This window comes from Amycolatopsis sp. NPDC051371, from assembly GCF_040682155.1.
Taxonomy (GTDB): Bacteria; Actinomycetota; Actinomycetes; order Mycobacteriales; family Pseudonocardiaceae; genus Amycolatopsis.
This window is the reverse complement of the sequence record NZ_JBFBAG010000072.1, coordinates 24,372-47,313: the sequence shown is the minus strand read 5'-3', so window position 1 is coordinate 47,313 and position 22,942 is coordinate 24,372. Positions and strand designations below refer to the sequence as shown.

Here is a 22,942-nt window from a genome sequence, read left to right as displayed (position 1 = left end):
TTGGCCTGCGGGAAGGCCTTCTGCACCTGGTCGAGCAGCGCGGGGGAGCCGATCAGCAGACGCACCGAACGCCACATTGGGGCGCTTGAAGCCGTGGCTCAGAAGTCGAACCCGCCGCCGTCGAAGCCTCCACCATCGAAGCCGCCGCCGTCGAAACCGCCGCCGCCCCAGTCGCCGCCGCCCATGTCGCCGCCGTCGTCGCCACCCATGTCGCCGCCGCCGTCACCACCGTCGCCGCCGCCCGCGTCACCGGACTCGAGCGCGTCCTGCTGGCCCGCGTCGTAGCCCGACTCCCAGGCCCCGGCGCTGGCGATGCCGCCCATGCCGGAGAACATCGCGCTGAACAGGAACATCGACCCGAGACCCCAGGCGCCGGCGACGAGCGCGGGCTTCCACCACGGCTCGCTGTACCAGCCCTGCGGCACGGGCCGCCCGGCCACGCGGCCACCGGGGTAGTAGTACGGCGTGTCCTGGCCCGCGTCGGGCGAGGCGGCGTAGTGCTGGCCCTCGACATCGACGTCGCGGCGCTCGGTCACCTTGCCGGCGCGCTCGCGCTCGGCCTCCTCCGGCAGCTGCGGGCCGGGGTCCATGCCCATCGCGACGCGCGCCGCGCGGACGTAGTAGAGGCCCTCGACGGCGGTGTCCTTGACCAGCCGGGCCTGCTCGATCGTGCGGGCCTGCTCCATCTGCGAGCCGGCCGCGTTGTAGCGCTCGGCGGCGTCCGCCATCGCCTGCATCGACGCGGTGTCGTTGCCGTTGAGGTTGAGGACCTGGCCGCCGAGCCGCTCGACGAGGCGCCGGGCGTCGGCCTTGGCGTCGTCGAGTTCCCGCTGCCGGGCCGCGGCGCGCTGCCGCGAGAAATAGAGGCCGCCACCGACGATCACGACGACGAGCACGATCAGGAAGATCGCGGTGCCCATGGACCACTCCCAGAAGCTCGGTGCCCGGTGACCGGAAGTCACCTTTGATTCGGACAACGCGGACGTTACGCGGAGGGTTCCCGGGACGTGATCCGGCACACCGCGCGGACTGGCCGAAGAAACTAGAACACGTTATAGTTCCGTCATGAAGTTCACCCTGTCGATCGCGATGAACCCGCTTGATCAGCTGGGCGAACTCGCCCAGGCCGCCGAAGAGGCCGGCTTCGCCTCCATCGCCCTGCCGGACTCGCTGTTCTACGCGGAGACGGTGGACACGGACTACCCGTACACGCCCGACGGCAGCCGGTTCTGGACCGGCGAGACGCCCTGGGTGGATCCGCTCGTCGCGACCGCGTCGATGGGTGCGGTCACCAGCCGCATCGAGTTCTACACGTCGGTGCTGAAGCTCGGCTCGCGCAACCCGGTGCTGCTGGCGCGCCAGGTCGGCTCGGCGTCGGTGCTCACCGGCGGCCGCTTCGGCCTCGGGCTCGGCGTCGGCTGGCTGCCGCAGGAGTTCGAGTACTGCGGCGTGCCGTTCGAGCGGCGCGGCAAGCGCGTCGACGAGGCCATCGACGTCCTCCGGCTGATCCTCGACGGCGGCATGGTCGAGTACCACGGCGAGTTCTACGACTTCGACAAGATCCAGATGAGCCCGGCGCCGCCGAAGCGGGTGCCGTTCTACATCGGCGGCCACACCGACGTCGCGCTGCGGCGCGCGGCCCGCGTCGCGGACGGCTGGTCGTCGGCGATGATGAAGCTCGACGAGCTGCGCGACACGATCGCCCGGCTGAAGGAGCTGCTGGCCGAGCGCGGCCGCGCCGACGACCCGTTCGAGTACCAGGCCGTCTGCATCGACAAGTTCGGTCTCGACGGCTACCGCGAGCAGGCCGAGGTGGGCGTCACGGACATCATCACCATGCCGTGGGTGTTCGACGGCGTCGGGTTCGACGCGCCGGTCGAGCCGAAGCTCGAAGCGATCCACAAGTTCGGGGCCGAGATCATCGCGAAGTTCGAGGAGTGACTCCCATGGGCGTGCAGGTCAGCTGGGACACCGGCAAGGAGCAGCCACCGGCGCGGCGCGCGGCGCTCGCCTCGATGACCGCGGTGACGGCGGGGGACAAGGAGGCGTGGCTGGACCTGTTCGCGCCGGACGGCGTCGTCGAGGACCCGGTCGGGCCGTCGTTCTTCGACGAAGAGGGCAAGGGCCACCACGGCCGCGAGGGCATCAGCGCGTTCTGGGACAAGACGATCGGCAACGTGGAGCGCTTCGAGTTCACGATCCGCGACTCGCACGCGGCGGGCGACGAGTGCGCCAACGTCGGCACGATCACGACGTACCTGCCGGGCGGCTACCGCGTCGACACCGACGGGGTGTTCGTCTACCGCGTCGGCGAGGACGGGCTGATCACGTCGATGCGGGCGTTCTGGGAGACCGAGCGCGCGATGGCGACGGCCCGGCAGGTGACGGAGTAGCGTCCCGGCCAGCGGAAACCCAATTTCATATCTGATACACGATACCTTGACGCGCGGTTAAACAGGACTCTTTACTAACTGGTGTAGACCTCCGATGTCTCCACCAGGGAGCAAGCATGTCCTACTTCCGGCGCACGGCGGTCGCGGTCGCCGCGTTCGCTCTCGCGGCCAGCGGCACCGTCCTGGGCCAGACCCCGGCTTCCGCCTCGGAAAACGGGCTCCTGCGCACGCCGCCGATGGGGTTCAACAACTGGAACTCCACGCAGTGCAAGGCCGACTTCAACGAGACGATGATCCGAGGTATAGCCGACCTCTTCGTGAGCAAAGGGCTCAAAGACGTCGGCTACACCTACGTCAACATCGACGACTGCTGGGCGCTGCCCGCGCGGAACTCGGCGGGCAACTTGGTGCCGGATCCCGCGCGTTTCCCCAGTGGCATCAAGTCGTTGGCCGATTACGTGCACTCGAAGGGCCTGAAGTTCGGCATCTACACCAGCGCGGGCACGAAAACGTGCAACACGGCCGGCTTCCCCGGCGGCCTCGGCCACGAGCAGCAGGACGCGAACCTCTTCGCCTCCTGGGGCGTCGACTACCTGAAGTACGACAACTGCAACAACCAGGGCGTCGACGCGCAGCAGCGCTACAAGGCGATGCGGGACGCGCTGGCGAAGTCCGGCCGCGCCATCGCGTACTCGATCTGCGAGTGGGGCCAGAACAAGCCGTGGACGTGGGCCGCGCCGGTCGGGAACCTGTGGCGCACCACCGGCGACATCTCCGACAAGTGGTCGAGCATGATCGGCAAGGCGCAGACGAACCGCGGTCTCGCGCAGTACGCCGGCCCCGGGCACTGGAACGACCCGGACATGCTGGAGGTCGGCAACGGCGGCATGACCGCGGCCGAGTACCGCACGCACTTCAGCCTCTGGGCGATGATGGCGGCGCCGCTGCTCATCGGCAGTGACCTGCGGAAGGTGTCCGACGACAGCTTCTCGATCCTGAAGAACGCCGACGTCATCGCGCTCGACCAGGACCCGCTGGGCAAGCAGGCGACCGTGCTCGGCGCGAACGGCGGCTTGGTCGTCTACAGCAAGGTGCTGGCGAATGGCGACCGCGCGGTGGCGCTGTCCAACGAAACCGGCTCGACGGCGACGATCAGCACGACGGCGTCGGCGACCGGCATCGGCGGCGCGTCGTCGTACACGCTGAAGGACCTGTGGAGCAAGGCGGTCCGGAACACTTCGGGGACCATCAGCGCGTCGGTGCCCTCGCACGCGACCGTGCTGTACCGCGTTTCCCGCGCCGGCGGTTCTCGTTACGAAGCCGAGTCGGCGACCCTCTCGGCGGGCGGCACGGTGGACGCGAACCACGCGGGCTTCTCGGGGACCGGCTTCGCGAACGGCGCCAACGCGGCCGGCAGCTACGTCGAATGGCAGGTGACCGGCCCGGCGTCGGCGTTGACGTTCGGCTACGCCAACGGCACCACGGCGGCGCGCCCGGTGGACATCGCGGTCGACGGCACGGTGGTGGCCACGGCCGTGCCGTTCCCGGCGACCGGCGCGTGGACGACGTGGAGCACGGTGACGCGACCGTTGTCCCTGGCCGCGGGGTCGCACGCGGTGCGGCTCACCGCGACGACCGCTGACGGCCCGGCCAACCTGGACTATCTGGACGTTTCGCCCTAACCTCTTCTCGTATGGCATACGAGAAGAGGGGGCCATGGCCGGTGAAGTGACGACTCCGCTGCTGCCTTGCGCGGACATCGACGAGATCGACGAGTTCTACGCGATGCTCGGGTTCGAGCGGACCTACCGCCAGCTCCGCCCGAACCCGTACGTGGTACTACGCCGCGAGGACCTGCACCTGCACTTCTTCGGGATGGCCGGGTTCGACCCGGAGCAGTCCTACGGAACCTGCCTGGTGCAGGTCCCCGACGTCGGCGCGCTGTTCGAGGCGTTCGCCGCGGGGATGCGCGCGGTGCACGGCAAGCTCCTGGTGGCCGGGGTCCCGCGCATGACGCGGCCTCGCCCGCGCAAGAACATGGGCGGGGTGACGGGGTTCAGCGTGGTGGACCCGGGCGGCAACTGGATCCGGATCGTCCCCCTGGCCGAGACGCCGGCGCAGGCGGCGACCACAAAACTGGGCAAGGCGCTGGAGAACGCCGTCGTCCAGGGCGATTCTCGCGGCGACGTCGGGCAGGCGGTGAAGACCCTGACGGCGTCTCTCGATCGGGAGCGTGCGTCCGCCTCGGCAGCCGATGTGGCCGCCGCGGAAGACTACCTGGCTGAGCTGCGCGAACGGTCGTCGTAGTGCGTGCGGGCTTCTTCGACCTTCGCGAGGTTGGGTGACCACTCGGCGAGGGTCGCGAACATCGGGCCGAGGCTGCGGCCCAGCTCGCTGATCTCGTACTCCACCCGCGGCGGCACCTCGGCGTGGTAGGTGCGCGTGATCAGGCCGTCACGTTCCATCTGCCGCAGCCGCTGGGTGAGCACCTTCGGGGTGATGGTGGCGATGCGGCGCTGCAGTTCGACGAACCGCTGACGCCCGTATTCGTTGAGCGACCACAGGATCGGCGTCGTCCAGCGGCTGAAGACGATGTCGACGATGGGGGTGATCGGACAAGCCAGCTCGGGTGTGGTCTCGGTCACTTTGGGCGTCTCCATCCATTACTTTCCTCTAGGTACCTACTATACGTCGGAATGTAGCGTCGCCCGCATGATCGTAGTGACTGGAGCAACGGGAAACGTCGGACGACCGCTGGTAGAGGCTTTGACGGCGGCGGGTGAAGAAGTGCGGGCCGTGTCCCGCAAGGGGCCGGTGCCGGGTGACTTGTCGGACGCATCGTCGTTGCGTCCGGCCTTCTCCGGTGCGACGGCGGTGTTTTTGCTGCTGCCACCGGGTTTCCAGGGGCCTTTGGAACCGGTGCTCTCGCAGGTCGACGGGGCGCGGGTGGTGCTGCTGTCGTCGCAGGGCGTCGGAACCGGTCGGCACCCTTCGTTCTTCGAGGATGCACTGCGCGCCTCGGGTCTGAAGTGGACGGTGCTACGCGCGGGCGGGTTCGCGTCGAATGCGTTCCAGTGGGCGGAAAGCGTGCGTTATTCGCGAACGCTGGCCGCACCGTTCGGCGACGTGGCGCTCCCGGTGATCGACCCGTCGGACATCGCAGAGGTGGCGGCTGCGGTTCTCGTGGATCCTTCGCACGCCGGCCAGACTTACGAACTGACGGGTCCTGCTCTGATCTCCCCACGCGACCAGGCGGCGGCCATCGGCACGGCCTTGGGTGAGCCGATCGAGTTCGTCCCGCAGACGCGCGAGGAAGCGCGTTCGGACATGTCGGGCTTCATGCCTGCGGAGGTCGCGGAGGCAACGCTGGACATCCTGGGATCGCCATCGCCTGCGGAGCAGCGGGTAAGCCCTGACGTCGCACGGGTACTGGGTCGCCCGCCGCGCACGTTCGCGGACTGGGCAGCACGCAACGCGGTGGCATTCAAATGACGACCTTGTCCTATGTGGAGGCCGGAACCGGCGCCCCGGTGGTGTTCCTGCACGGCAACCCGACGTCGTCGTACTTGTGGCGCAACGTAATGCCGTTGGTCCCGGGCCGCAGGCTGGCCCCGGACCTGATCGGCATGGGCGACTCACCCAAGCCGCAGATCGAGTACACGTTCGCCGACCACGCGCGTTACTTGGACGAGTGGTTCGACGCCCTGGAGCTGGAGAATGTGGTCCTGGTGGGCCACGACTGGGGAGGAGCACTGGCGGCGGACTGGGCGTCACGACACCCAGGACGCGTCCGCGCTCTGGCGTTCACGGAGGCGGTCCTGAAGCCGATGACGTGGGAGGAGTTCCCCCCGGTAGGCGCAGAGGTGTTCCGCGCGATCAAAACTCCCGGCATCGGCGAATCGATGATCGCGAAGTTCCTGGCGTCGCTCCCACAGGAGTACGCGAAGATGTATCCGACCCCGAAGTCCCGCATTCCATTGCTGCGCTGGGCCCGTTCGATGCCCTTGGGCGGCGAACCGGCCACAGTGGTATCGCGCATAGAGGCTTTCGACGGCTGGCTGGCAACCAGCCCGGAGACCCCGAAGCTCCTGATCACGTTCGACCCAGGCTTCGACACGATGCTGACCGAACCGATGATCGAGTGGATGTCCAAGACGTTCGCGTCACTGGAGCAGCTCCACCACCCGGTGAAGGCAGGCCACCACACGCCAGAGGAGCAGCCAGAGTTGATCGCCTCGACGTTAGCCGCGTGGCTGCCCTGAAGAGCGAGCAATCCGTAACAACCGCCCGGCCGGGCCCGCTCGTATCCTCGAACCCGGCCGGTTCCCTCCGAAGCAAGGACACCGCATGGATGAAGCACGGATGTGGTCCGGGGTGGAGCAGGGCCGGCTGAGGCTGGCTGACCTGCTCGACGGCCTGTCGCCGGAGGACTGGGAGCGGCAGTCCCTCTGCGAGGGTTGGCGGGTCCGTGACGTCGCGGCCCACCTGGAGGGCAACGCGAGATTCGGCGTCAGAGACTGGTTCCGCGAGGCAGTGCGAGCCCGAGGCAACTTCAACCGCATGGTCGCCGACTCGGGCAGACGTTTGGGCGCGGAGCCAACCACTGAGATCGTGGCGAACCTCCGGAAGTACGCCGGTTCCCGCCGGGTGCCCCCGGCCCCGGGAGCAGGCGCGGACTCGACGATCATGGACGTCCTGACACACACGCAGGACATAGCGCTGGCCCTGGGTTACAAGCCTGAGATCCCGCCGGAGGATGCGGTGGCGGGACTGGGCAGCCTCTGGAAGCTGAGATTCCCGTTCAACCCGCGCAAGCGGCTGGCGGGCTTGCGCCTGGTGGCAGAGGACGCGGACTGGGCGGTGGGCGCCGGCCCGGAAATAACGGGCCCGGCAGCTGGCTTCCTCCTGCTGCTGACAAATCGCCCAGCGGCGCACGAACATCTGAAGGGCCCAGGCCTGGAGGTGGCCGCAAGAATGTAGGCGACCCGGCAGCAGGGCGCAGCGACGGCAGAGTTCCCAACGGGCGAGTAAGGCGCCGTGGGGGTCCGGGGGCTCGGCCCCCGCGATACAACCCGGATTCCGGAGGCCTGCGCGTTCCGCGGGCACACCCCACCCACGGAATCCGGTCGGGATGACAGGATTTGAACCTGCGACCCTTCGCTCCCAAAGCGAATGCGCTACCAAGCTGCGCCACATCCCGTGACACCCCCAGGGGGGTGTGTGGTCAGCCTAGCGGGTCACGCTAAGCTGACCACGCACCCGGGTACCTCGGGGGCACGCGGGTGTAGCTCAATGGTAGAGCCCTAGTCTTCCAAACTAGCTACGCGGGTTCGATTCCCGTCACCCGCTCCGAACGACGCAGCGTCCGCTTCGAGGGATGCGGCGATCACGTCCAGCAGCTTGTCCGTGTCCACCGGCTTCGTGATGTAGTCGTCCGCGCCGCTGGCCAGGGTGCGGGCCCGGTCCTCCTGGGTCGCCTTCGCCGTCACCGCGATCACCGGCAGGTCCGCGTTGGCCGCTTCCGCCCGGATCGCCGCGATCGTCGCGTTGCCGTCCAGTTCCGGCATCATCACGTCCATCAGCACCAGCGCCGTGTCCTCGTGGCGCTCCAAGGCCCGGATTCCGTCCACACCGGTCTCCGCGTAGACCACCTCCAGGCCCGCCTGCTCCAGGACCGCTGCCAGGGCGAACACGTTGCGGAGGTCGTCGTCGACGATCAGGACCTTCTCGCCGTGGAAGCGCTTCGGTGTGACGTCCGGGGCCGCGACCAGGACCGTGCTCGGGACCGGCGGGAGGCGGGGCAACGACAACGCCGTCACGGCCGGGTCGACCAGGTTGGAGGCCGCTACCGGGAGGTAGAGGGTGAACGTGCTGCCCGCTCCCGGCTCGCTCACCACGCGCAGCTCGCCGCCCAGGAGTTCCGTCAGCTGCTGGCTGATGTTGAGCCCGAGGCCCGTGCCGCCGTACTTGCGGCTCGTCGTGCCGTCCGCCTGGCGGAACGCCTCGAAGATCACCGCCAGCTTCTCCTCCGGGATCCCTATCCCGGTGTCCTCGACCGCGAACGCGATGATGCCCGGCGCGTTCCGCAGCGCTTCCTGCTCCACCTCCGCCGGGTCCGCCGCCCGGATGTGGAGGCGGACGCGGCCCTCGTCGGTGAACTTCGCCGCGTTCGACAGCAAATTCCTGAGGATCTGCTGGAGGCGGTGCTCGTCGGTGTGGACGCTGCCCGGCACCGGCGGGTCGATGTGGACCGCGAACTCCAGGCCCTTGTCCGCCGTCAGCGGGCGGCACAGGGACTCGACGTAGTCCACCAGCTCCGGCAGCGTGATGTCGGTCATCTGCAGGTCGAGCCGGCCCGCCTCGACCTTCGCCAGGTCCAGTATGTCGTTGATCAGCTGCTGGAGATCGGACCCGGCCGCGTAGATCGTCTTCGCGAACTGGATCTGCTTCTCCGTCAGGTTGCCCTCGGGGTTCTCCGACAGCAGCTTCGCCAGGATCAACGCGCTGTTCAGCGGCGTGCGCAGCTCGTGCGACATGTTCGCCATGAACTCGGTCTTGTACTGCGACGCCACCGTCAGCTGCCCGGCGCGCTCCTCCAGCTCCTGGCGCGCCTGCTCGATCTCGCTGTTCTTGACCTCGATGTCGCGGTTCTGCTGGGCCAGCAGCGCGGCCTTCTCGGCCAGCTCGGTGTTGGACCGCCGCAGCTCGCCCTGCTGGGCCTGCAGCTGCTCCGACCGCGCCCGCAGCTCCTGGGCCAGCCGCTGCGACTCGGTGAGCAGCGCTTCGGTCCGCGAGTTCGACAGAATCGTGTTGACGTTGACGCCGATCGTGTGCCGCAGCTGCTCCAGCAGGTCCTGGTGGACCGTGCTGAACTCGTTGACCGAGGCCAGCTCCAGCACCCCGAGCACCTCGCCCTGGAACAGCACCGGCAGCACGATCAGGTTCACCGGCGCCGCCGAGCCGAGCCCGGACGACACCAGCGCGTACTCCGGCGGCGCGTTGTGGACCAGGATCGTGCGGTGGTCCACGGCGGCCTGCCCGATCAGCGACTCGCCGATCGCGAACCGCAGGCCGGCGCGGGACTGGGCGAGGCCGTACGCGGCGATGCACTCCAGCACCGTGCCGTCGCGGTCGTCGTCGCGGGCCAGGAAGAACGCGCCCTGCTGGGCGCGAACCAGCGGGGCCAGCTCGGACAGGATCAGCGCCGCGACGGACGCCAGGTCGCGGTGCCCCTGCATCCGGCCGGACAGCTGGGCGAGGTTCGTCTTCAGCCAGTCCTGCTCGGTGTTGGTCCTCGTCGTCTCCTTGAGGTTCGCGATCATCTGGTTGATGTTGTCCTTGAGGTCCGCGACCTCGCCGGACGCGTCGACGGCGATGTGCCGGGTCAGGTCGCCCGCGGTCACCGCCGTCGCCACCTGCGCGATCGCGCGGACCTGCGTGGTCAGGTTCCCGGCCAGCTGGTTCACGCTCTCGGTGAGCCGCTGCCAGGTGCCGGACACCCCGCCGACCTCGGCCTGGCCGCCCAGCTTGCCCTCGGTACCGACCTCGCGCGCCACACGCGTGACCTCGGAGGCGAACGCCGAGAGCTGGTCGACCATCGTGTTCATCGTGGTCTTGAGCTCGAGGATCTCGCCGCGGGCGTCGACGTCGATCTTCTTCGTCAGGTCGCCCTTCGCGACCGCGGTGGTCACCTGCGAGATGTTGCGGACCTGGCTGGTCAGGTTGTGCGCCATGAAGTTGACGTTCTCGGTCAGGTCCTTCCAGGTCCCGGCCACACCGGGGACCCGCGCCTGACCGCCGAGGATGCCTTCGGTGCCGACCTCGCGCGAGACGCGGGTGACCTCGTCGGCGAACGCGCGCAGCGTCTCGACCATGCCGTTGAGCGTCTCGGCCAGCGCCGCGACCTCGCCCTGGGCGTCGATGGAGATCTTCTTCGACAGGTCGCCGTTGGCCACGCCGGCAGCCACCGTGGCGATGCTGCGCACCTGGTCGGTCAGGTTGGTGGCCATGACGTTGACGTTGTCGGTGAGGTCCTTCCACGTGCCCGCGACGCCGCGGACGGTGGCTTGGCCGCCGAGCTTGCCTTCGGTGCCGACTTCGCGCGCCACTCGGGTGACTTCGTCGGCGAAGGCGGACAGCTGGTCGACCATCGTGTTGAGCGTGGTCTTGAGTTCGAGGATCTCGCCGCGCGCGTCGACCGAGATCTTCTGGGTCAGGTCGCCCTTCGCGACCGCCGACGTCACCGTGGCGATGTTCCGGACCTGGTCGGTCAGGTTGTTCGCCATGAAGTTGACGTTGTCGGTGAGGTCCTTCCAGGTCCCGGCGACGCCGGGCACGGTGGCTTGGCCGCCGAGCTTGCCTTCGGTGCCGACTTCGCGCGCCACTCGGGTGACTTCGTCGGCGAAGGCGGACAGCTGGTCGACCATCGTGTTGAGCGTGGTCTTGAGTTCGAGGATCTCGCCGCGCGCGTCCACCGCGATCTTCTGCGTCAGGTCGCCGCGCGCGACGGCCGTGGCGACCTGGGCGATGTTGCGGACCTGGGTGGTCAGGTTGTTCGCCATGAAGTTCACCGACCCGGTGAGGTCGCGCCAGGTGCCCGCGACGCCGGGGACCTGCGCCTGCCCGCCGAGCTGCCCCTCGGTGCCCACCTCGCGGGCGACGCGGGTGACTTCGTCGGCGAAGGCGGACAGCTGGTCGACCATCGTGTTCATGGTCGTCTTGAGCTCGAGGATCTCGCCGCGCGCGTCGACGGTGATCTTCTGGGTCAGGTCGCCCTTCGCCACGGCCGTGGTCACGTGCGAGATGTTGCGGACCTGGTCGGTGAGGTTGTCGGCCATCCCGTTGACCGAGTCGGTGAGGCTGCGCCACGTCCCGGCCGCGCCGGCCACCTCGGCCTGGCCGCCGAGCTTGCCCTCGCTGCCGACCTCGCGCGCCACGCGCGTGACCTCCCCGGCGAACGCCGAGAGCTGGTCGACCATCGTGTTCAGCGTGTTCTTCAGCTGCAGGATCTCGCCGCGGGCGTCGACGTCGATCTTCTTCGTCAGGTCGCCGTTGGCCACCGCGGTCGCCACCAGCGAGATCCCGCGGACCTGGTCGGTCAGGTTGTCAGCCATCTGGTTGACCGAGTCGGTGAGGTCGCGCCACGTCCCGGCGACGCCGGCGACCTGGGCCTGGCCGCCGAGCTTGCCATCGGAGCCGACCTCGCGGGAGACGCGCGTGACCTCGTCGGCGAACGACGACAGCTGGTCGACCATCGTGTTGATCGTGTTCTTGAGCTCGAGGATCTCGCCGCGGGCGTCGACGGTGATCTTCTGGGTCAGGTCGCCGCGCGCGACGGCGGTGGTGACCTGGGCGATGTTGCGGACCTGGTCGGTGAGGTTGTCGGCCATCCCGTTGACCGAGTCGGTCAGGTCGCGCCAGGTGCCGGACACGCCCGGGACGACCGCCTGGCCGCCGAGACGTCCCTCGCCGGCGATCTCGCCGGAGAGCCTCGTCACTTCGGCGGCGAAGCGGGACAGCTGCGCGATGAGGCCGTTGACCGTCTTCGCCAGCGTCGCGTACGCGCCCTGCAGCGGGCGGCCGTCCAGCGTCATGGTCATCGGCTGGGAGAGGTCACCCTCCGCGACCGCGCCGAGCACGCGGTCCAGTTCGATCGTGGGCCGCGTGAGGTCCTCGACCAGGCCGTTGACGCTGTCGACGGCGGTGCTCCAGCCGCCCGGGCCGACCTCGGCCTCCAGCCGCTCGCTCAGCCTGCCGTCCTGGCCGACGGCCGCGCGCACCCGCAGCAGCTCGCTGACCAGCCGCTGGTTGCGTTCGGCGATGTCGTTGAACGCGACCGCGAGCTGCGCCGAGATGCCGTCGCCGTGCGGGACGAGCCGCCGGCGGAAGTTGCCGTCCCCGAGATCCCGCACCGCCACGAGCAGCCGCTCCAGCGCCGCCGCTTCGCTCTGGGATTCCGTTGTCATGTGTGCCGACCCTCTCCACCACGCATGCGCCAGCCATGGTCCTCGACCCAGCGTGTCATGATTCGCCCTACACTTCGAGCCAGTCCGCCCGCTCACGCGGTAGCCGTGCGATAGCAGTCCGGAGGCAGGAGGTCCGTGCATGGTGTCACGTCCGGCTCCGGCCTCGGCGGCCCTGCCACCGATGACCGGTGAGGACGCACCGCCGGGCTTCGACGCCTTCGGGCGGGCCGTCCTCGAAGACGTGCGCGACGCGGTGTTCCTCCAGGACGCCGACGGGGTGCTGCGCTGGGCGAACCCGGCCGCGCGGACGCTGACCGGCGGCGCCGAGCCGCGGCTGCACCCGATCGCCGAGACTTCCGGCCACGTCGAGGTGGCGGGTAATCGTCGTCCCGCCCGAATCCGCGCCCTTCCGGGCGGCTGGCACGCCTGGACCGTCCCGGCGGAGGACGTCCCGCAGCGGCACGTCGGCGACTTCCTCGCCGAGGCCGGCCCGCGGCTGGCCGCCGCGCGTGGGCGCCACGGCACCGCGCGGGTGATCGCCGAGCTGGCCGCGTCCGCGCTGGCCGAGACCGTCTTCGTGCTGCTGCCGACCACCCGCGGCCGGTGGGAGTGGTGGAGCTGCGAGCGCCCGTCGGCGCACGGCCACGGCCGGATCCGCCGGGTCCCGGCGCAGGTCGCGCCGGTGCTGGCGGCGACGTTCGCGGCCACCGGCAAGCCCCAGCCGGCTCCGGTTCCCGCGCCCGAGGTCGCCACCCTGCCCTCGGTCGTCGCCGACCGGTTCGCCGGGCACGCCGAGGTGGCGGTGGTGTCGCTGGGCCCGAGCGTCAGTGCCGGCGTCACCGGCGCCCTGCTGCTGGGCCGCAAGGCGGACCCGGACTTCGGCGCCGAACAGGGCCGCGCGGTCGTCGAGTTCGCCAAGGCGGCCGGGACGGCGCTGGCCAACGCGCAGCGCTACGCCCGCCAGGAAGAAGCCACGCGCGGCCTGGAGACCACGCTGCGCCCGGTCGACCCGCCCGAGCTCGACGGCGCCCGGTTCGAGACCTGGTACGAGCCGGCCGCCGGGGTGCTCGCGGTCGGCGGCGACTTCTTCGACGTCCTCGACCACGGCGACGGCAGCGCGTTCCTGGTGCTCGGCGACATCTGCGGCAAGGGCGCCGAGGCCGCGGCGCTGACCGGGCGGGTCCGGCACGCGCTGACCGCGCTCGCGATGGTCGAGCGCGACGGCCGGACGCTGCTGCGCCTGCTCAACGAACTGCTCATCGCCGGCGGCAGCAGCCGGTTCGCCACGCTGGTGCTCGGCACGGCCCGGCCGTCCGACGGCGGGGTCGGCCTGACGCTGGCCTCCGGCGGGCACCCCGCGCCGCTGATCGTCCGCCGGGGCGGCGTGGTCGAAGAGGTCACCGTCCCCGGGACGCTGGTCGGGATCTCGCCGCAGGCCCGGTTCGCCGAGGCGGAGGTGCGGCTGGAGCGCGGCGACGTCTGCCTGCTCTACACCGACGGCATCACCGAGGCCCGCAACCGGCACGACCCGACGGAGCTGTTCGGCGACGACCGGCTGCGTGCGGTGCTGGCGACCGCGGCGGGCCAGCCGGGGCGCGAGGTCGTGCGGCGGCTGCGGCAGGCCGTGCGCGACTGGCTCGGCAGCTCGGCCCACGACGATATCGCCGTGCTGGCAATCGAATGCTCGGACTGATCTACCTCCAGGCAGACCGAGTTTGGCCAGTTCGGGAGCGGGTAATTCGTTCGTGCATTGATCCCGACGACAGGAATCTCATGGCGAACGCACTGCAAGGCCGCCGCGTCGCGATCCTGGCCGCGGACGGCGTCGAACAGGTCGAACTGGAGCAGCCGCGCCAGGCCGTCTTGGACGAGGGCGCCACGGTCGAGCTCGTGTCGCTGGACTCCGGCGAGATCCAGGCGATGAACGGCGACATCGACAAGGGCGACAAGTTCTCCGTCGACCGGAAGGTGGCCGACGTCGGCATCGGCGACTTCGACGCGCTGCTGCTGCCGGGCGGCACGATGAACCCCGACAACCTGCGGACGAACGGCGAAGCGGTCAAGTTCGTCGGCGACTTCGTGCGGGCGGGCAAGCCGGTCGGGGTGATCTGCCACGGTCCGTGGACGCTCGTCGAAGCGGATGTCGTCCGTGGCCGCACGCTGACTTCGTACCCCAGCATCCGGACCGACCTGCGTAACGCCGGCGCCACCGTCGTCGACGAAGAGGTAGTGGTCGACAACGGCTTGGTCTCGAGCCGCAACCCGGACGACCTGCCGGCGTTCTGCCGGACGGTCGTGCGGGAGTTCGCGGGCTGAGGTCCTTTGTAGACATTCACCCGGCCGTGTGTTAAGTCCCGCTTAAATCTGTTGGCTTTCGGCGCCCCGTCGGAGGACGCTGAGGGTGTGACCAGGATCGCCCGCGGAGAGGAGGTGGACACAATGACAGTGCAGGCTCGCCGCTACGGCCGCTGGTGCCGGGAGCACTTCGACGTGGTCGCCGCCCAAGACCTCCCCGCTCCCCGGGCCGCCGACGTCGCCGAGGTTCCGGTCCGGCCGGAACCGCAGCCCGTCGAAACGGTCGCCGAACAGCCTCGGCAGAATTGATCCAGCGCACGAAGAAGCCGCCCCGGTCGCGACCGGGGCGGCTTCTCCCGTATCAGCCGTAGTAGCTGCGGCGGCGATACCAGACCCGCTTGGGTCCCGGCACGCCGATGCGCGTGATGACGTCGGTCAGCACGGCCCCGATGACCAGCCAGATGACCGCGGCCAGGCCGTCGTTGCAGAACACCCGGAACTTCTCGGAGTCCGGGGTGAAGAGGTTGCGCAGGCCGAGGGAGACCCCGGACGACCACTCCGAGATGAGGTGCGCGAAGCCGTTCGCCGCGTTCGCCTCGCCGAACACCAGCAGGATGTGCACGGCGAGCACCAGTGCGAACACCGCGCACACGAGGTGGATGAGGGCGTTGACCGTGCGCACGATCCGGATGCGCGGATGGGTGCGCTCCACGACTTCTTCGGCCGGAGCCGGTTCGTACGGCGGTTCGTAGGGCTCGGGGGGCGGGGGATACGGCATCGACGTCGCCGTCCTTTCGACTGTCCGATGTGGACGTATCTGGGCGAGCGGGACCAACACCGGGGAATACCCGCGACCCGGGTGGGTGAACCGCAAGTTCCCTAAACTTCCCTGAGGGTTGACATGGTAGGGTAGTTTGAGGAACATAAGGAGGGTCATGGCGCAGGAGGTCTTCTCCGTCGAACAGGTCGCCGCGAAGCTCGGGCTGCACGTCCGCACGGTCCGGAACTACGTGCGGGACGGGCGGCTCAAGGCGGTGCGGATCGGCAAGCAGTACCGGATCGCCGCCGACGACCTCGAGGCCTTCACCGGGCTGCCGGTGGCCGAACCGCGGCCGGACCGGCCCGTGGCCGAACTTTCGGGCGTCGCCGAGGTCACCGGCGTCGACCGGGCGACGGCCGACCGGATCGCCACCGTGGTCGTCGCGTCGGTGAACGGACCGCGGGACGGGGGTGAGCGGCCCCTGCGCGTCGAGACCGTCTACGACAAGGAGCGCGCCACCATGAAGATCATCGTGCTCGGCGACCTCGCCGCCGGCGCGGAGCTGCTGCGCTTCGTGGCCTCGTTCACCGAGGGCCTGACATGACCACCGTCTACCGCTCGGCCGAAGGCGCGGAGGCGGTCCGGCGGGGCTACGACGCCCTCCTCGGCCGCTGGCCCGTGTCGTTCGAGTCACGCACTCTCGAGACCCGCCTCGGCGACACCTTCGCCGTGGTCTCCGGCCCGGAAGGTGCCCCGCCGGTCGTCGCGCTGCAGGGCTCCGGCGGCACCGCCGCGCACTGGCTGCCCGACATCGCGACGCTCGCGGAGAACCTGCGCGTGTACGCCGTCGACGCGCCCGGGGAGCCGGGCCGGACCGTCGAAGCCCGGCCGCCGCTCGGGTCGCCGGCCTACGCCGAGTGGCTCGACGACGTCCTCGACGCGCTCGACCTGCCGGGCGCGGCCTTCCTCGGCGCCTCACTGGGCGGCTGGTGGGCGCTCGACCACGCGCTGCGCCGACCGGGCCGCGTGACGGCGCTGGTGCTGGTCAACCCGGCCGGGATCGGCCGCCGCCGGGTCGCACCGCTGCTCAAGTTCGGCGCCTACAGCCTGTTCGGCGCCTGGGGACGGCGGCGTTCGCTGGCCATGGTCGCGAAGGGCGGTCCCGCCGACCCTGGGCGGCGCGCGGTCGGCGAGTTCACCCTGGCGACGTTCGAACACTTCAAGCCGCGGCTGGAGCCGATCCCGGTCGTCCCGGTCGAGCGGCTGCGCGCACTGACGATGCCGGTGCAGGCCCACTTCGGCGCGCACGACGTCCTGCTCGACCAGCGCGACGCCGCGGCGAAGCTGCGGCAGGCCCTCCCGGACGCCGACGTCCGGCTGGCCGAAGACGCCGGGCACTTCCTGCCCGGCTGGGCCGGGACCGCCGCGGAATTCCTGAGGGGAGAAGCCTCGTGATCGACCAGCGCCACGGCACCGGGGTGTGGTTCGTGCCGTCCGAGGGGCCCGAGCTGGCCACCGAGCAGGACGCCGTCGACCTCGTCGGCGCCACCTACGGCCACGGGGTGGACGTCCTCGTCGTGCCGGTCGAGCGGTTCCCCGCGCGGTTCTTCGACATGCACACCAAGCTCATCGGGCACTTCTTCTCGAAGATCGTCCAGTACGGCTTCCGGCTGGTGCTGCTCGGCGACGTCCGCGAGCACGTCGAGGCGAGCACCGCCTTCCGGGACGTCGTGCGGGAGTCCAACCGGGGCCGGAACGTCTGGTTCGTGGCCGACCTCGCGGAGCTCGACGCGCGGCTGGCCGCGGCGCGCTGAGCCGCGCGGTGGAACCTCGCGCGGGGCGGGCAACCCCGCCCCGCGCGGCACGTCCACGTGATCATGAGAATCCCGGCGCTGCTCGCGTCCGTCCTCACCCTCCTCGCCGTGTCCGTCTCGCCCGCGACGGCGGAAACCGTTGTCCCCACGGGGTTCCGGCCCGCTTCGACGAGCTGGACCGGCCCGGACACGGGATACGTCCTGGGGTACTCGCCGTGCGCGAAGTCGTGGTGCCCGGCGCTGCTGGGCACCACCGACGGCGGAACGCACTGGCGCCGGCTGGGCGCGCCGCCGATGGCGTTGCCGGACAACCACAACCACGTCGCGCTGACGTTCGCCGGCGACCGCGTCGCGTACGTCAGCGACGGCGTCCACGTGCGCACGACGCGCGACGGCGGCGCGAGCTGGCACCCGGTCGGTCTGGCCGGCGCGCGGGAGCCCTACTACCTCTCGAAGATCACCGAAACCGCCGGCCGGGTCTTCGCCGTCCTCACCACCTTCGGCGAGGGCCACGGTTCGACACGGCTGTACTCCGGCGTCGCCGGCTCGCCGGTGCTGGCCCCGGTGCCCGGCTTCGCGGCCGGTGGCGGGATCACCTACGGCGACCTGGCCGTCGGCGGCGGCCTGCAGGTCGCGCTCGGCGCGGACTACGGCACCGAGAAGTACTGGACCTCGCGCGACGGCGTCCGCTTCGCCCCGGCCGAACCGCCGTGCCCGGCGGGGTCGGTCGCTTCGCTCGCCGGCGTGCGGGACCAGCAGGTCGTGGCGCTCTGCAGCAGCAGCCCCGGCTCGCCGCAGCCGGGGGCGACCGAGCGGCAGCTGCGGCACGCGCCGAAGCTCGGCGGGACGTTCAGCGGGGCTGACGCGGCGCCCTTCGCCGGGATCACGCAGGGCTTCGGCGCGGCCTCACCGGCGTCCGCGACGGTCGCGGCCGAGGGCGGGGGCACCGGGTTCCTGCACAGCACCGCCGACGGCGGCCGCACCTGGACGACGACCGTGCTGTCCGACCGCGGGCTCAGCCTGACCGATCTCGACTTCCCCGGCCGGGGCACCGGCGTGGTCGTCGACGGCCAGCCCGACGCCGACGGCGGATCCGCTCTGTACCGGACCACGGATGGCGGACACCACTGGCGCGAAGTGCTGATCGGGTAGTTGTGCCTGGCAGTCAAGGCCCTTCGGCCCGGTTCACTTGGTGAACGGCATGTCGTAGTCTGAGCACTGTCCGTTGCCGGACACAGGTGGCCGGGCCCGGGCAGGGGCCGGCGCCACACGACGAGGGAGAACAGTCGATGACGCCTGGCGACCTGCGGTCCGGAACCGAGGGCGGCTCCGCTTCCCTCGATTTCTCCAAGGCGAGCCTGGCCCGGTTGTCGGACGCACTGCTGGGCGGCCACGACCACTACGAGGTCGACCGCGAAGCGATGCGGCGCCTGCTGGCGATCGCGCCCGGCGCGCGCACGATGGCGAAGGAGCACCGCGACTGGCTGGTGCGCGCGGTCCGGTTCCTCGCCGGGAAACGCGGCATCGACCAGTTCCTCGACCTGGGCTCGGGCATGCCGACGGCGGAGAACACCCACCAGGTGGCCCAGCGGTACAACCCGGACGCGCAGGTGGTGTACGTCGACAACGACCCGGTCGTGCAGGTGCACGGCCGGGCGCTGCTCGAAGAGAACTACCTGACCCACGTGACGGGCGCCGACCTGACCCACCCGGCGGAGACGCTGGCCGACGACGTCGTCAAGGACTACCTCGACTTCTCGCGGCCGGTGGCGCTGATCCTGACGTCGATCGTCCACCACATCGACGACTTCGAGCGCGCGAAGTCGATCGTCGCGGAGTACGTGGCGGCGCTCGCGCCCGGCTCGTACCTGCTGCTCACGCACAACTTCGACCCCGAAGAGGACTCGCCGCGCCAGGAGCTGGCGCGGCTGCTGGAGACGAGCTTCCAGGGCACCGGGCTGGGCAGCGTCCACCGCACCCGGGAGCAGATCACGGCGTTCTTCGAGGGCACCGAAATACTCCGGCCGGGGCTGGTCTACCTGCACGAATGGTGGCCGGACGGCCCCCGCATCCACCCGCTGAGCGAGCTGAACTTCCTCACTTTGGGCGGAGTCGCCCGCAAGCAGTGACGCAAGTCCGTGAATGGCACATCGAGGGACTCTGAGTCCCTCAATGTGCCATTCACGGCTTTCCCGGGCGGGTCAGGCGGCGTTGAAGGTGTCCGGGTCCGGGCCGGTGCGCTCACCGCGGTCCAGCGGCGTCAGCGACTCCAGTTCCTCCTCCGCCAGGGTGAATCCGAACAGGTCGAAGTTCTCCTCGATCCGCGACGGCGTCACGGACTTCGGGATCACCACGTTGCCCAGCTGCAGGTGCCAGCGCAGCACGATCTGCGCCGGCGTGCGGCTGTGCTTCACCGCCAGGTCAGCGATGATCGGGTCGCCCAGCAGCGAGCCGCCCTTGGCCAGCGGGCTCCACGCCTCGGTCGCGATCCCGTGCTTCGCGTCGAACTCGCGGACCTCCTGCTGCTGCAGGTAGGGGTGGAGCTCGATCTGGTTGACCGCCGGCGCGACGTCGGCCGCGTCGAGCAGTCGCGTGAGGTGCGCGGGCTGGAAGTTGGACACGCCGATCGCGCGGACCCGGCCGTCGGCGTGCAGCTTCTCGAACGCCTTCCAGGTGTCGAGGTACTTGTCGCGCTCGGGCGTTGGCCAGTGGATCAGGTACAGGTCCAGTTGCTCCAGACCCAGCTTGTCCATGCTCGAGTCGAACGCCTTGAGCGTCGAGTCGTAGCCCTGGGCGGAGTTCCACAGCTTGGTGGTGACGAAGAGCTCGTCGCGGGCGATGCCGGAACCGGCCAAGGCCTGGCCGACGCCCTTTTCGTTGCCGTAGACGGCGGCGGTGTCGATGCTGCGGTAGCCCGCTTCGAGCGCGGCCTTCACGGCGGTGGCGGTCTCGTCGTCCGGGACCTGGAACACGCCGTAGCCCAGTTGGGGCATCCGCACGCCGTTGTTGAGTTCGATCACGGGCACGCTGGTCACGAGGGTTCCTTTCGGTGGGTGGTTCATCGGGCGGGTACCCGTTCCCCGGCTGCGAAACTAGCCGGGGCCTTGCGATCGAGCAGGCCGGAGACGAGCGCCACGGCGAGGCCCGCCGCGGCGAGCACGGCGCCGATCCAGTTGGGCGCGGTGTAGCCGAGGCCGGCTTCGATGGCCTGGCCGCCGAGCCACGCGCCGCCGGCGTTGCCGAGGGTGAACGCGGCGATGTTCGCCGCCGACGCCAGCGCCGGGGCGCCTTCGGCCTTGGCCATCACGCGGGCCCGCAGCGGCGGGCCCACCCTCTTGCGGGGGTTCCGGGTGGCGGAGCCCCCGGCCCAGGGCGAAGGCCCGGAAAGACTCGCGCGCCGATCCCGAAAGCGCTGATCGCGCGGGCGAGCAGAGCGGCGGGCATGGACTTCCCTCTTCCGGAGGTAAACTGGTTACGGGCGTGAGCAACTACAAGCGTCCGAGATAGTTGCACGCGCCGTATATTGCGCAGGCTTGATGGTGCCGCGCGCAGACGTATGCGGCAAGTCCGGGAGAGGTGAACCGTGTCACTGGACGACGACGCCGTCGGAGCCCGCGCGCAGGGCTGGCGCACGCTGGCCGCGCTGCACGCGCGGATCGAGGACCGGCTGCAGCGCGCGCTCGAGCGCGACCACGAGCTGTCGGTGAGCGAGTACAGCGTGCTCGACGCGCTGGGCCGCCAGGACGGCTTCCACCTCCGGATGAACCAGCTGGCCAACGCGGTGGTGCTCAGCCAGTCGGCGACCACCCGGCTGGTCACGCGCCTGGAGAGCCGCGGGCTGCTGGCCCGCTACCTCTGCACGGACGACCGCCGGGGCATCTACACGGAGGTGACGCCGGCGGGGCGGGCCCTGCTGACGGCGGCGCGCCCGACCCACGACACGACGTTGGCGGAAGCGCTGACCGAAGCCGAGGCTCTGCCGGAACTGGCGCCTTTGGTCGCCGCGCTCGGCACACTCACCTTCGCCCCCTGACCCGAGCGCCCCAAGGCGGCCTTGGTTGCGCTCAACGCACCGAAGGCCACCTTGGGTGCGTTGAACGCACCGAAGGCCACCTTGGGGCGCCGGCGGGAGTTGCGGAAAGTTTCGGTGCTGCGCCGACACTTTCGAGCGGTCCGGAGCGAAACCCGGCACGGTCCCGATCAGCGGTACACGACCAACGGCGGTCCCGTTCGGCGGCGGGATTGGGGTGGTCGCGCACCCGAACCCCTGCTCCATCCGAGGGACCCTTTTGCTGCCTGCGTTCGATAGTTTCGCTGGTCAGAACGATTTCTGTGGCTTTTGTCCACGAAAGTCGCCGCGCGCCCTCGTTGACCCGATCGTTTCGCCGCACCTAATTTGTTGAACCACCAGACGAACCGGGGTGGTGTCGGCGTGGACTCCTCCTTCTCGCTCAAACCGGTGCGCCCGGCCGACCAGGCCGCCGTCCGCCGGAGCAACCTGGCGCTGGTGCTGCGGCACCTGCGGGACGCGGGACCCCGCTCGCGCGCGGCGATCGCCGCGGACACCGGGCTGAACAAGGGAACCGTCTCGAGCCTCGTCGCGGAGCTCGTCGAGCGCGGGCTGGCCCGCGAAGGGGAGCGGGAACGCGCCGGCGCGGTCGGGCGCCCGGGCACGATCGTCGAGCTGGACGGCCGCGGCGTCGGCGGTATCGGCGTCGAGATCAACGTCGACTACCTGACCGCGCTCGCCCTCGACCTCACCGGCGCCGTGCTCTTCGAACAACGCGTGGCGCTCGACGTCCAAGCGCTTCCCGTCGCGAAGGTGCTCGACGCGGGCGCGGAGCTGACCGCGCGGGCGCTGCGGGAATGCCGCCGGCTCGGGGTCACGCCGGCCGGCGTGACCGTCGGCATCCCGGCGCTGGTCGACGTCACGAGCGGCACCGTCGCCCTCGCGCCGAACCTGCACTGGACCGACGTCCCGGTGGTCCGCGGGATCACCGACCGGCTGACCCGGCGGCTCGGGCCGCCGTCGTTCCCGATCCGCACGGCCAACGACGCGAACCTCGGCGCGCTCGGCGAGTACGCCATGGGCAGCATGGCCGGGACCGCCGACCTCGTGTACCTGACCGGCGAGATCGGCGTCGGCGGCGGCGTGATCTCCGGGGGCCGGCTGCTCGGCGGCGCGGAGGGGTTCTCCGGCGAGGTCGGGCACATCCAGGTCGACCCGGCGGGCCGCGTCTGCGGGTGCGGGCGCCGCGGCTGCTGGGAGACGCTCGTCGGGATGGCCGGGATGCTGCGGCTCGCCGCGTCGCCCGCGGACCCGGTGCACGACCCGTCGCTCGACCTCGAACAACGGCTCGACATGATCCGCCGCCGCGCCGAGCTGAAGGACAAGCGGACGCTCGACGCGCTCGCGCAGGTCGGCACCGGCCTCGGGGTCGGCGCGGCCGTGCTGGTCAACGTCTTCAACCCGCGCGTGGTGCTGCTCGGCGGCTACTTCGCCCAGCTGGGCCCGTACCTGCTCGGCCCGATGCTGACCGAGCTGGCGGCCCGGGTGATCGCCCCCGGCATCGGGGGCTGCCGCGTCGAGCTGTCCTGGCTCGGGTTTTCCGCGGCTTCGCGCGGCGGCGCGCATGTCGCGCTGCAGGCGGTGTTCGACGATCCGGCACTGGTGCCGGTGCGGCCGGAAAGGGACAGCGGATGAGCTTCGTGGAG

The 22,942-nt window shown here is 70.4% G+C and carries 22 protein-coding genes, 2 tRNA genes and 1 pseudogene; 18 read left to right on the top strand and 7 right to left on the bottom strand.

The window, feature by feature from the left end; all coding sequences use genetic code 11:
• Window positions 1-98: 98 nt before the first annotated feature.
• Window positions 99-920 (bottom strand): hypothetical protein, encoded by an 822-nt coding sequence (locus AB0M59_RS49535; protein WP_364630032.1) that lies wholly within the window; start codon window positions 918-920, stop codon window positions 99-101.
• A 145-nt stretch (window positions 921-1,065) separates the two neighbouring features.
• Here AB0M59_RS49535 and AB0M59_RS49530 point away from each other — a divergent pair, with 145 nt between their 5' ends.
• From AB0M59_RS49530 to AB0M59_RS49515, 4 genes are all read left to right on the top strand, one after another.
• Window positions 1,066-1,941: a TIGR03619 family F420-dependent LLM class oxidoreductase gene (locus AB0M59_RS49530; RefSeq protein ID WP_364630029.1), complete on the top strand. Its 876-nt coding sequence runs from the start codon at window positions 1,066-1,068 to the stop codon at window positions 1,939-1,941.
• Between the two features lie 5 nt (window positions 1,942-1,946).
• Window positions 1,947-2,393 carry a nuclear transport factor 2 family protein gene (locus AB0M59_RS49525; protein WP_364630026.1) on the top strand — a complete coding sequence of 149 codons (447 nt, stop codon included), beginning with the start codon at window positions 1,947-1,949 and terminating at the stop codon, window positions 2,391-2,393.
• Window positions 2,394-2,509: 116 nt separating this feature from the next.
• Window positions 2,510-4,075: a carbohydrate-binding protein gene (locus tag AB0M59_RS49520; RefSeq protein ID WP_364630023.1), complete on the top strand. Its 1,566-nt coding sequence runs from the start codon at window positions 2,510-2,512 to the stop codon at window positions 4,073-4,075.
• 34 nt (window positions 4,076-4,109) lie between these two features.
• Window positions 4,110-4,700, top strand: coding sequence for a hypothetical protein (locus AB0M59_RS49515; protein ID WP_364630020.1), 591 nt, complete (start codon window positions 4,110-4,112; stop codon window positions 4,698-4,700).
• Here the strand turns inward: AB0M59_RS49515 and AB0M59_RS49510 are convergent.
• Window positions 4,667-5,053: a helix-turn-helix domain-containing protein gene (locus AB0M59_RS49510; RefSeq protein WP_364630017.1), complete on the bottom strand. Its 387-nt coding sequence runs from the start codon at window positions 5,051-5,053 to the stop codon at window positions 4,667-4,669. The two genes, AB0M59_RS49515 and AB0M59_RS49510, sit on opposite strands and share 34 nt — an antisense overlap.
• Window positions 5,054-5,105: 52 nt before the next feature.
• Here AB0M59_RS49510 and AB0M59_RS49505 point away from each other — a divergent pair, with 52 nt between their 5' ends.
• From AB0M59_RS49505 to AB0M59_RS49495, 3 genes are all read left to right on the top strand, one after another.
• The gene (locus tag AB0M59_RS49505) at window positions 5,106-5,885 is read left to right on the top strand and encodes an NAD(P)H-binding protein (RefSeq protein ID WP_364630014.1); all 780 of its coding nucleotides are present in this window, start codon (window positions 5,106-5,108) and stop codon (window positions 5,883-5,885) included.
• Complete coding sequence (locus AB0M59_RS49500) at window positions 5,882-6,655, top strand: haloalkane dehalogenase (RefSeq protein ID WP_364630011.1); 774 nt, start codon at window positions 5,882-5,884, stop codon at window positions 6,653-6,655. Before AB0M59_RS49505 ends, AB0M59_RS49500 begins: the two co-directional genes overlap by 4 nt.
• Before the next feature lie 85 nt (window positions 6,656-6,740).
• A complete protein-coding gene (locus AB0M59_RS49495) occupies window positions 6,741-7,373 on the top strand; it encodes a maleylpyruvate isomerase family mycothiol-dependent enzyme (RefSeq protein WP_364630008.1) in 633 nt (210 codons plus the stop codon).
• A 146-nt stretch (window positions 7,374-7,519) separates the two neighbouring features.
• Here AB0M59_RS49495 and AB0M59_RS49490 read toward each other — a convergent pair.
• Window positions 7,520-7,593: transfer RNA gene (locus tag AB0M59_RS49490), tRNA-Pro, on the bottom strand.
• 78 nt (window positions 7,594-7,671) lie between these two features.
• On the opposite strand from AB0M59_RS49490, the gene AB0M59_RS49485 reads away from it, so the two are divergent.
• A tRNA-Gly gene (locus AB0M59_RS49485) sits at window positions 7,672-7,742 on the top strand.
• Here AB0M59_RS49485 and AB0M59_RS49480 read toward each other — a convergent pair.
• Complete coding sequence (locus AB0M59_RS49480) at window positions 7,697-12,358, bottom strand: HAMP domain-containing protein (RefSeq protein ID WP_364630038.1); 4,662 nt, start codon at window positions 12,356-12,358, stop codon at window positions 7,697-7,699. The genes AB0M59_RS49485 and AB0M59_RS49480 overlap by 46 nt on opposite strands.
• A 139-nt stretch (window positions 12,359-12,497) precedes the next feature.
• Here AB0M59_RS49480 and AB0M59_RS49475 point away from each other — a divergent pair, with 139 nt between their 5' ends.
• The 3 genes from AB0M59_RS49475 (at window position 12,498) to AB0M59_RS49465 (ending at window position 14,962) form a co-directional block, all read left to right on the top strand.
• The gene (locus AB0M59_RS49475) at window positions 12,498-14,051 is read left to right on the top strand and encodes a SpoIIE family protein phosphatase (protein ID WP_364630005.1); all 1,554 of its coding nucleotides are present in this window, start codon (window positions 12,498-12,500) and stop codon (window positions 14,049-14,051) included.
• A gap of 80 nt (window positions 14,052-14,131) precedes the next feature.
• Window positions 14,132-14,674 (top strand): type 1 glutamine amidotransferase domain-containing protein, encoded by a 543-nt coding sequence (locus tag AB0M59_RS49470; RefSeq protein ID WP_364630002.1) that lies wholly within the window; start codon window positions 14,132-14,134, stop codon window positions 14,672-14,674.
• Window positions 14,675-14,797: 123 nt separating this feature from the next.
• Complete coding sequence (locus AB0M59_RS49465; protein ID WP_364629999.1) at window positions 14,798-14,962, top strand: hypothetical protein; 165 nt, start codon at window positions 14,798-14,800, stop codon at window positions 14,960-14,962.
• Between the two features lie 52 nt (window positions 14,963-15,014).
• Here AB0M59_RS49465 and AB0M59_RS49460 read toward each other — a convergent pair whose 3' ends face one another.
• On the bottom strand, window positions 15,015-15,431 hold the full coding sequence (locus tag AB0M59_RS49460; protein ID WP_364629997.1) for a hypothetical protein: 417 nt from the start codon (window positions 15,429-15,431) through the stop codon (window positions 15,015-15,017).
• A gap of 157 nt (window positions 15,432-15,588) precedes the next feature.
• On the opposite strand from AB0M59_RS49460, the gene AB0M59_RS49455 reads away from it, so the two are divergent.
• The 5 genes from AB0M59_RS49455 to AB0M59_RS49435 all read left to right on the top strand — a co-directional run bounded on the left by AB0M59_RS49455 (window position 15,589) and on the right by AB0M59_RS49435 (window position 19,356).
• Window positions 15,589-16,017: a helix-turn-helix domain-containing protein gene (locus AB0M59_RS49455; protein WP_364629994.1), complete on the top strand. Its 429-nt coding sequence runs from the start codon at window positions 15,589-15,591 to the stop codon at window positions 16,015-16,017.
• Window positions 16,014-16,868, top strand: coding sequence for an alpha/beta fold hydrolase (locus AB0M59_RS49450; RefSeq protein WP_364629991.1), 855 nt, complete (start codon window positions 16,014-16,016; stop codon window positions 16,866-16,868). Before AB0M59_RS49455 ends, AB0M59_RS49450 begins: the two co-directional genes overlap by 4 nt.
• Entirely contained in the window at window positions 16,865-17,227 is a 363-nt protein-coding gene (locus tag AB0M59_RS49445; protein WP_364629988.1) for a DUF4180 domain-containing protein, read from the top strand. Before AB0M59_RS49450 ends, AB0M59_RS49445 begins: the two co-directional genes overlap by 4 nt.
• Before the next feature lie 57 nt (window positions 17,228-17,284).
• Entirely contained in the window at window positions 17,285-18,379 is a 1,095-nt protein-coding gene (locus AB0M59_RS49440) for a hypothetical protein (protein ID WP_364629985.1), read from the top strand.
• A gap of 137 nt (window positions 18,380-18,516) precedes the next feature.
• On the top strand, window positions 18,517-19,356 hold the full coding sequence (locus tag AB0M59_RS49435) for an SAM-dependent methyltransferase (RefSeq protein WP_364629983.1): 840 nt from the start codon (window positions 18,517-18,519) through the stop codon (window positions 19,354-19,356).
• A gap of 72 nt (window positions 19,357-19,428) precedes the next feature.
• On the opposite strand, the gene AB0M59_RS49430 is transcribed toward AB0M59_RS49435, so the two are convergent.
• Complete coding sequence (locus AB0M59_RS49430; RefSeq protein WP_364629980.1) at window positions 19,429-20,262, bottom strand: aldo/keto reductase; 834 nt, start codon at window positions 20,260-20,262, stop codon at window positions 19,429-19,431.
• 23 nt (window positions 20,263-20,285) lie between these two features.
• A pseudogene (locus AB0M59_RS49425) lies at window positions 20,286-20,552 on the bottom strand (MFS transporter); the annotation flags it as partial.
• Between the two features lie 258 nt (window positions 20,553-20,810).
• Between AB0M59_RS49425 and AB0M59_RS49420 the strand changes: the two are divergent.
• On the top strand, window positions 20,811-21,260 hold the full coding sequence (locus AB0M59_RS49420; RefSeq protein WP_364629978.1) for a MarR family transcriptional regulator: 450 nt from the start codon (window positions 20,811-20,813) through the stop codon (window positions 21,258-21,260).
• 399 nt (window positions 21,261-21,659) lie between these two features.
• Window positions 21,660-22,931, top strand: a complete 1,272-nt coding sequence (locus tag AB0M59_RS49415; RefSeq protein WP_364629975.1) for an ROK family transcriptional regulator — start codon at window positions 21,660-21,662, stop codon at window positions 22,929-22,931.
• Window positions 22,932-22,942 lie beyond the last annotated feature (11 nt).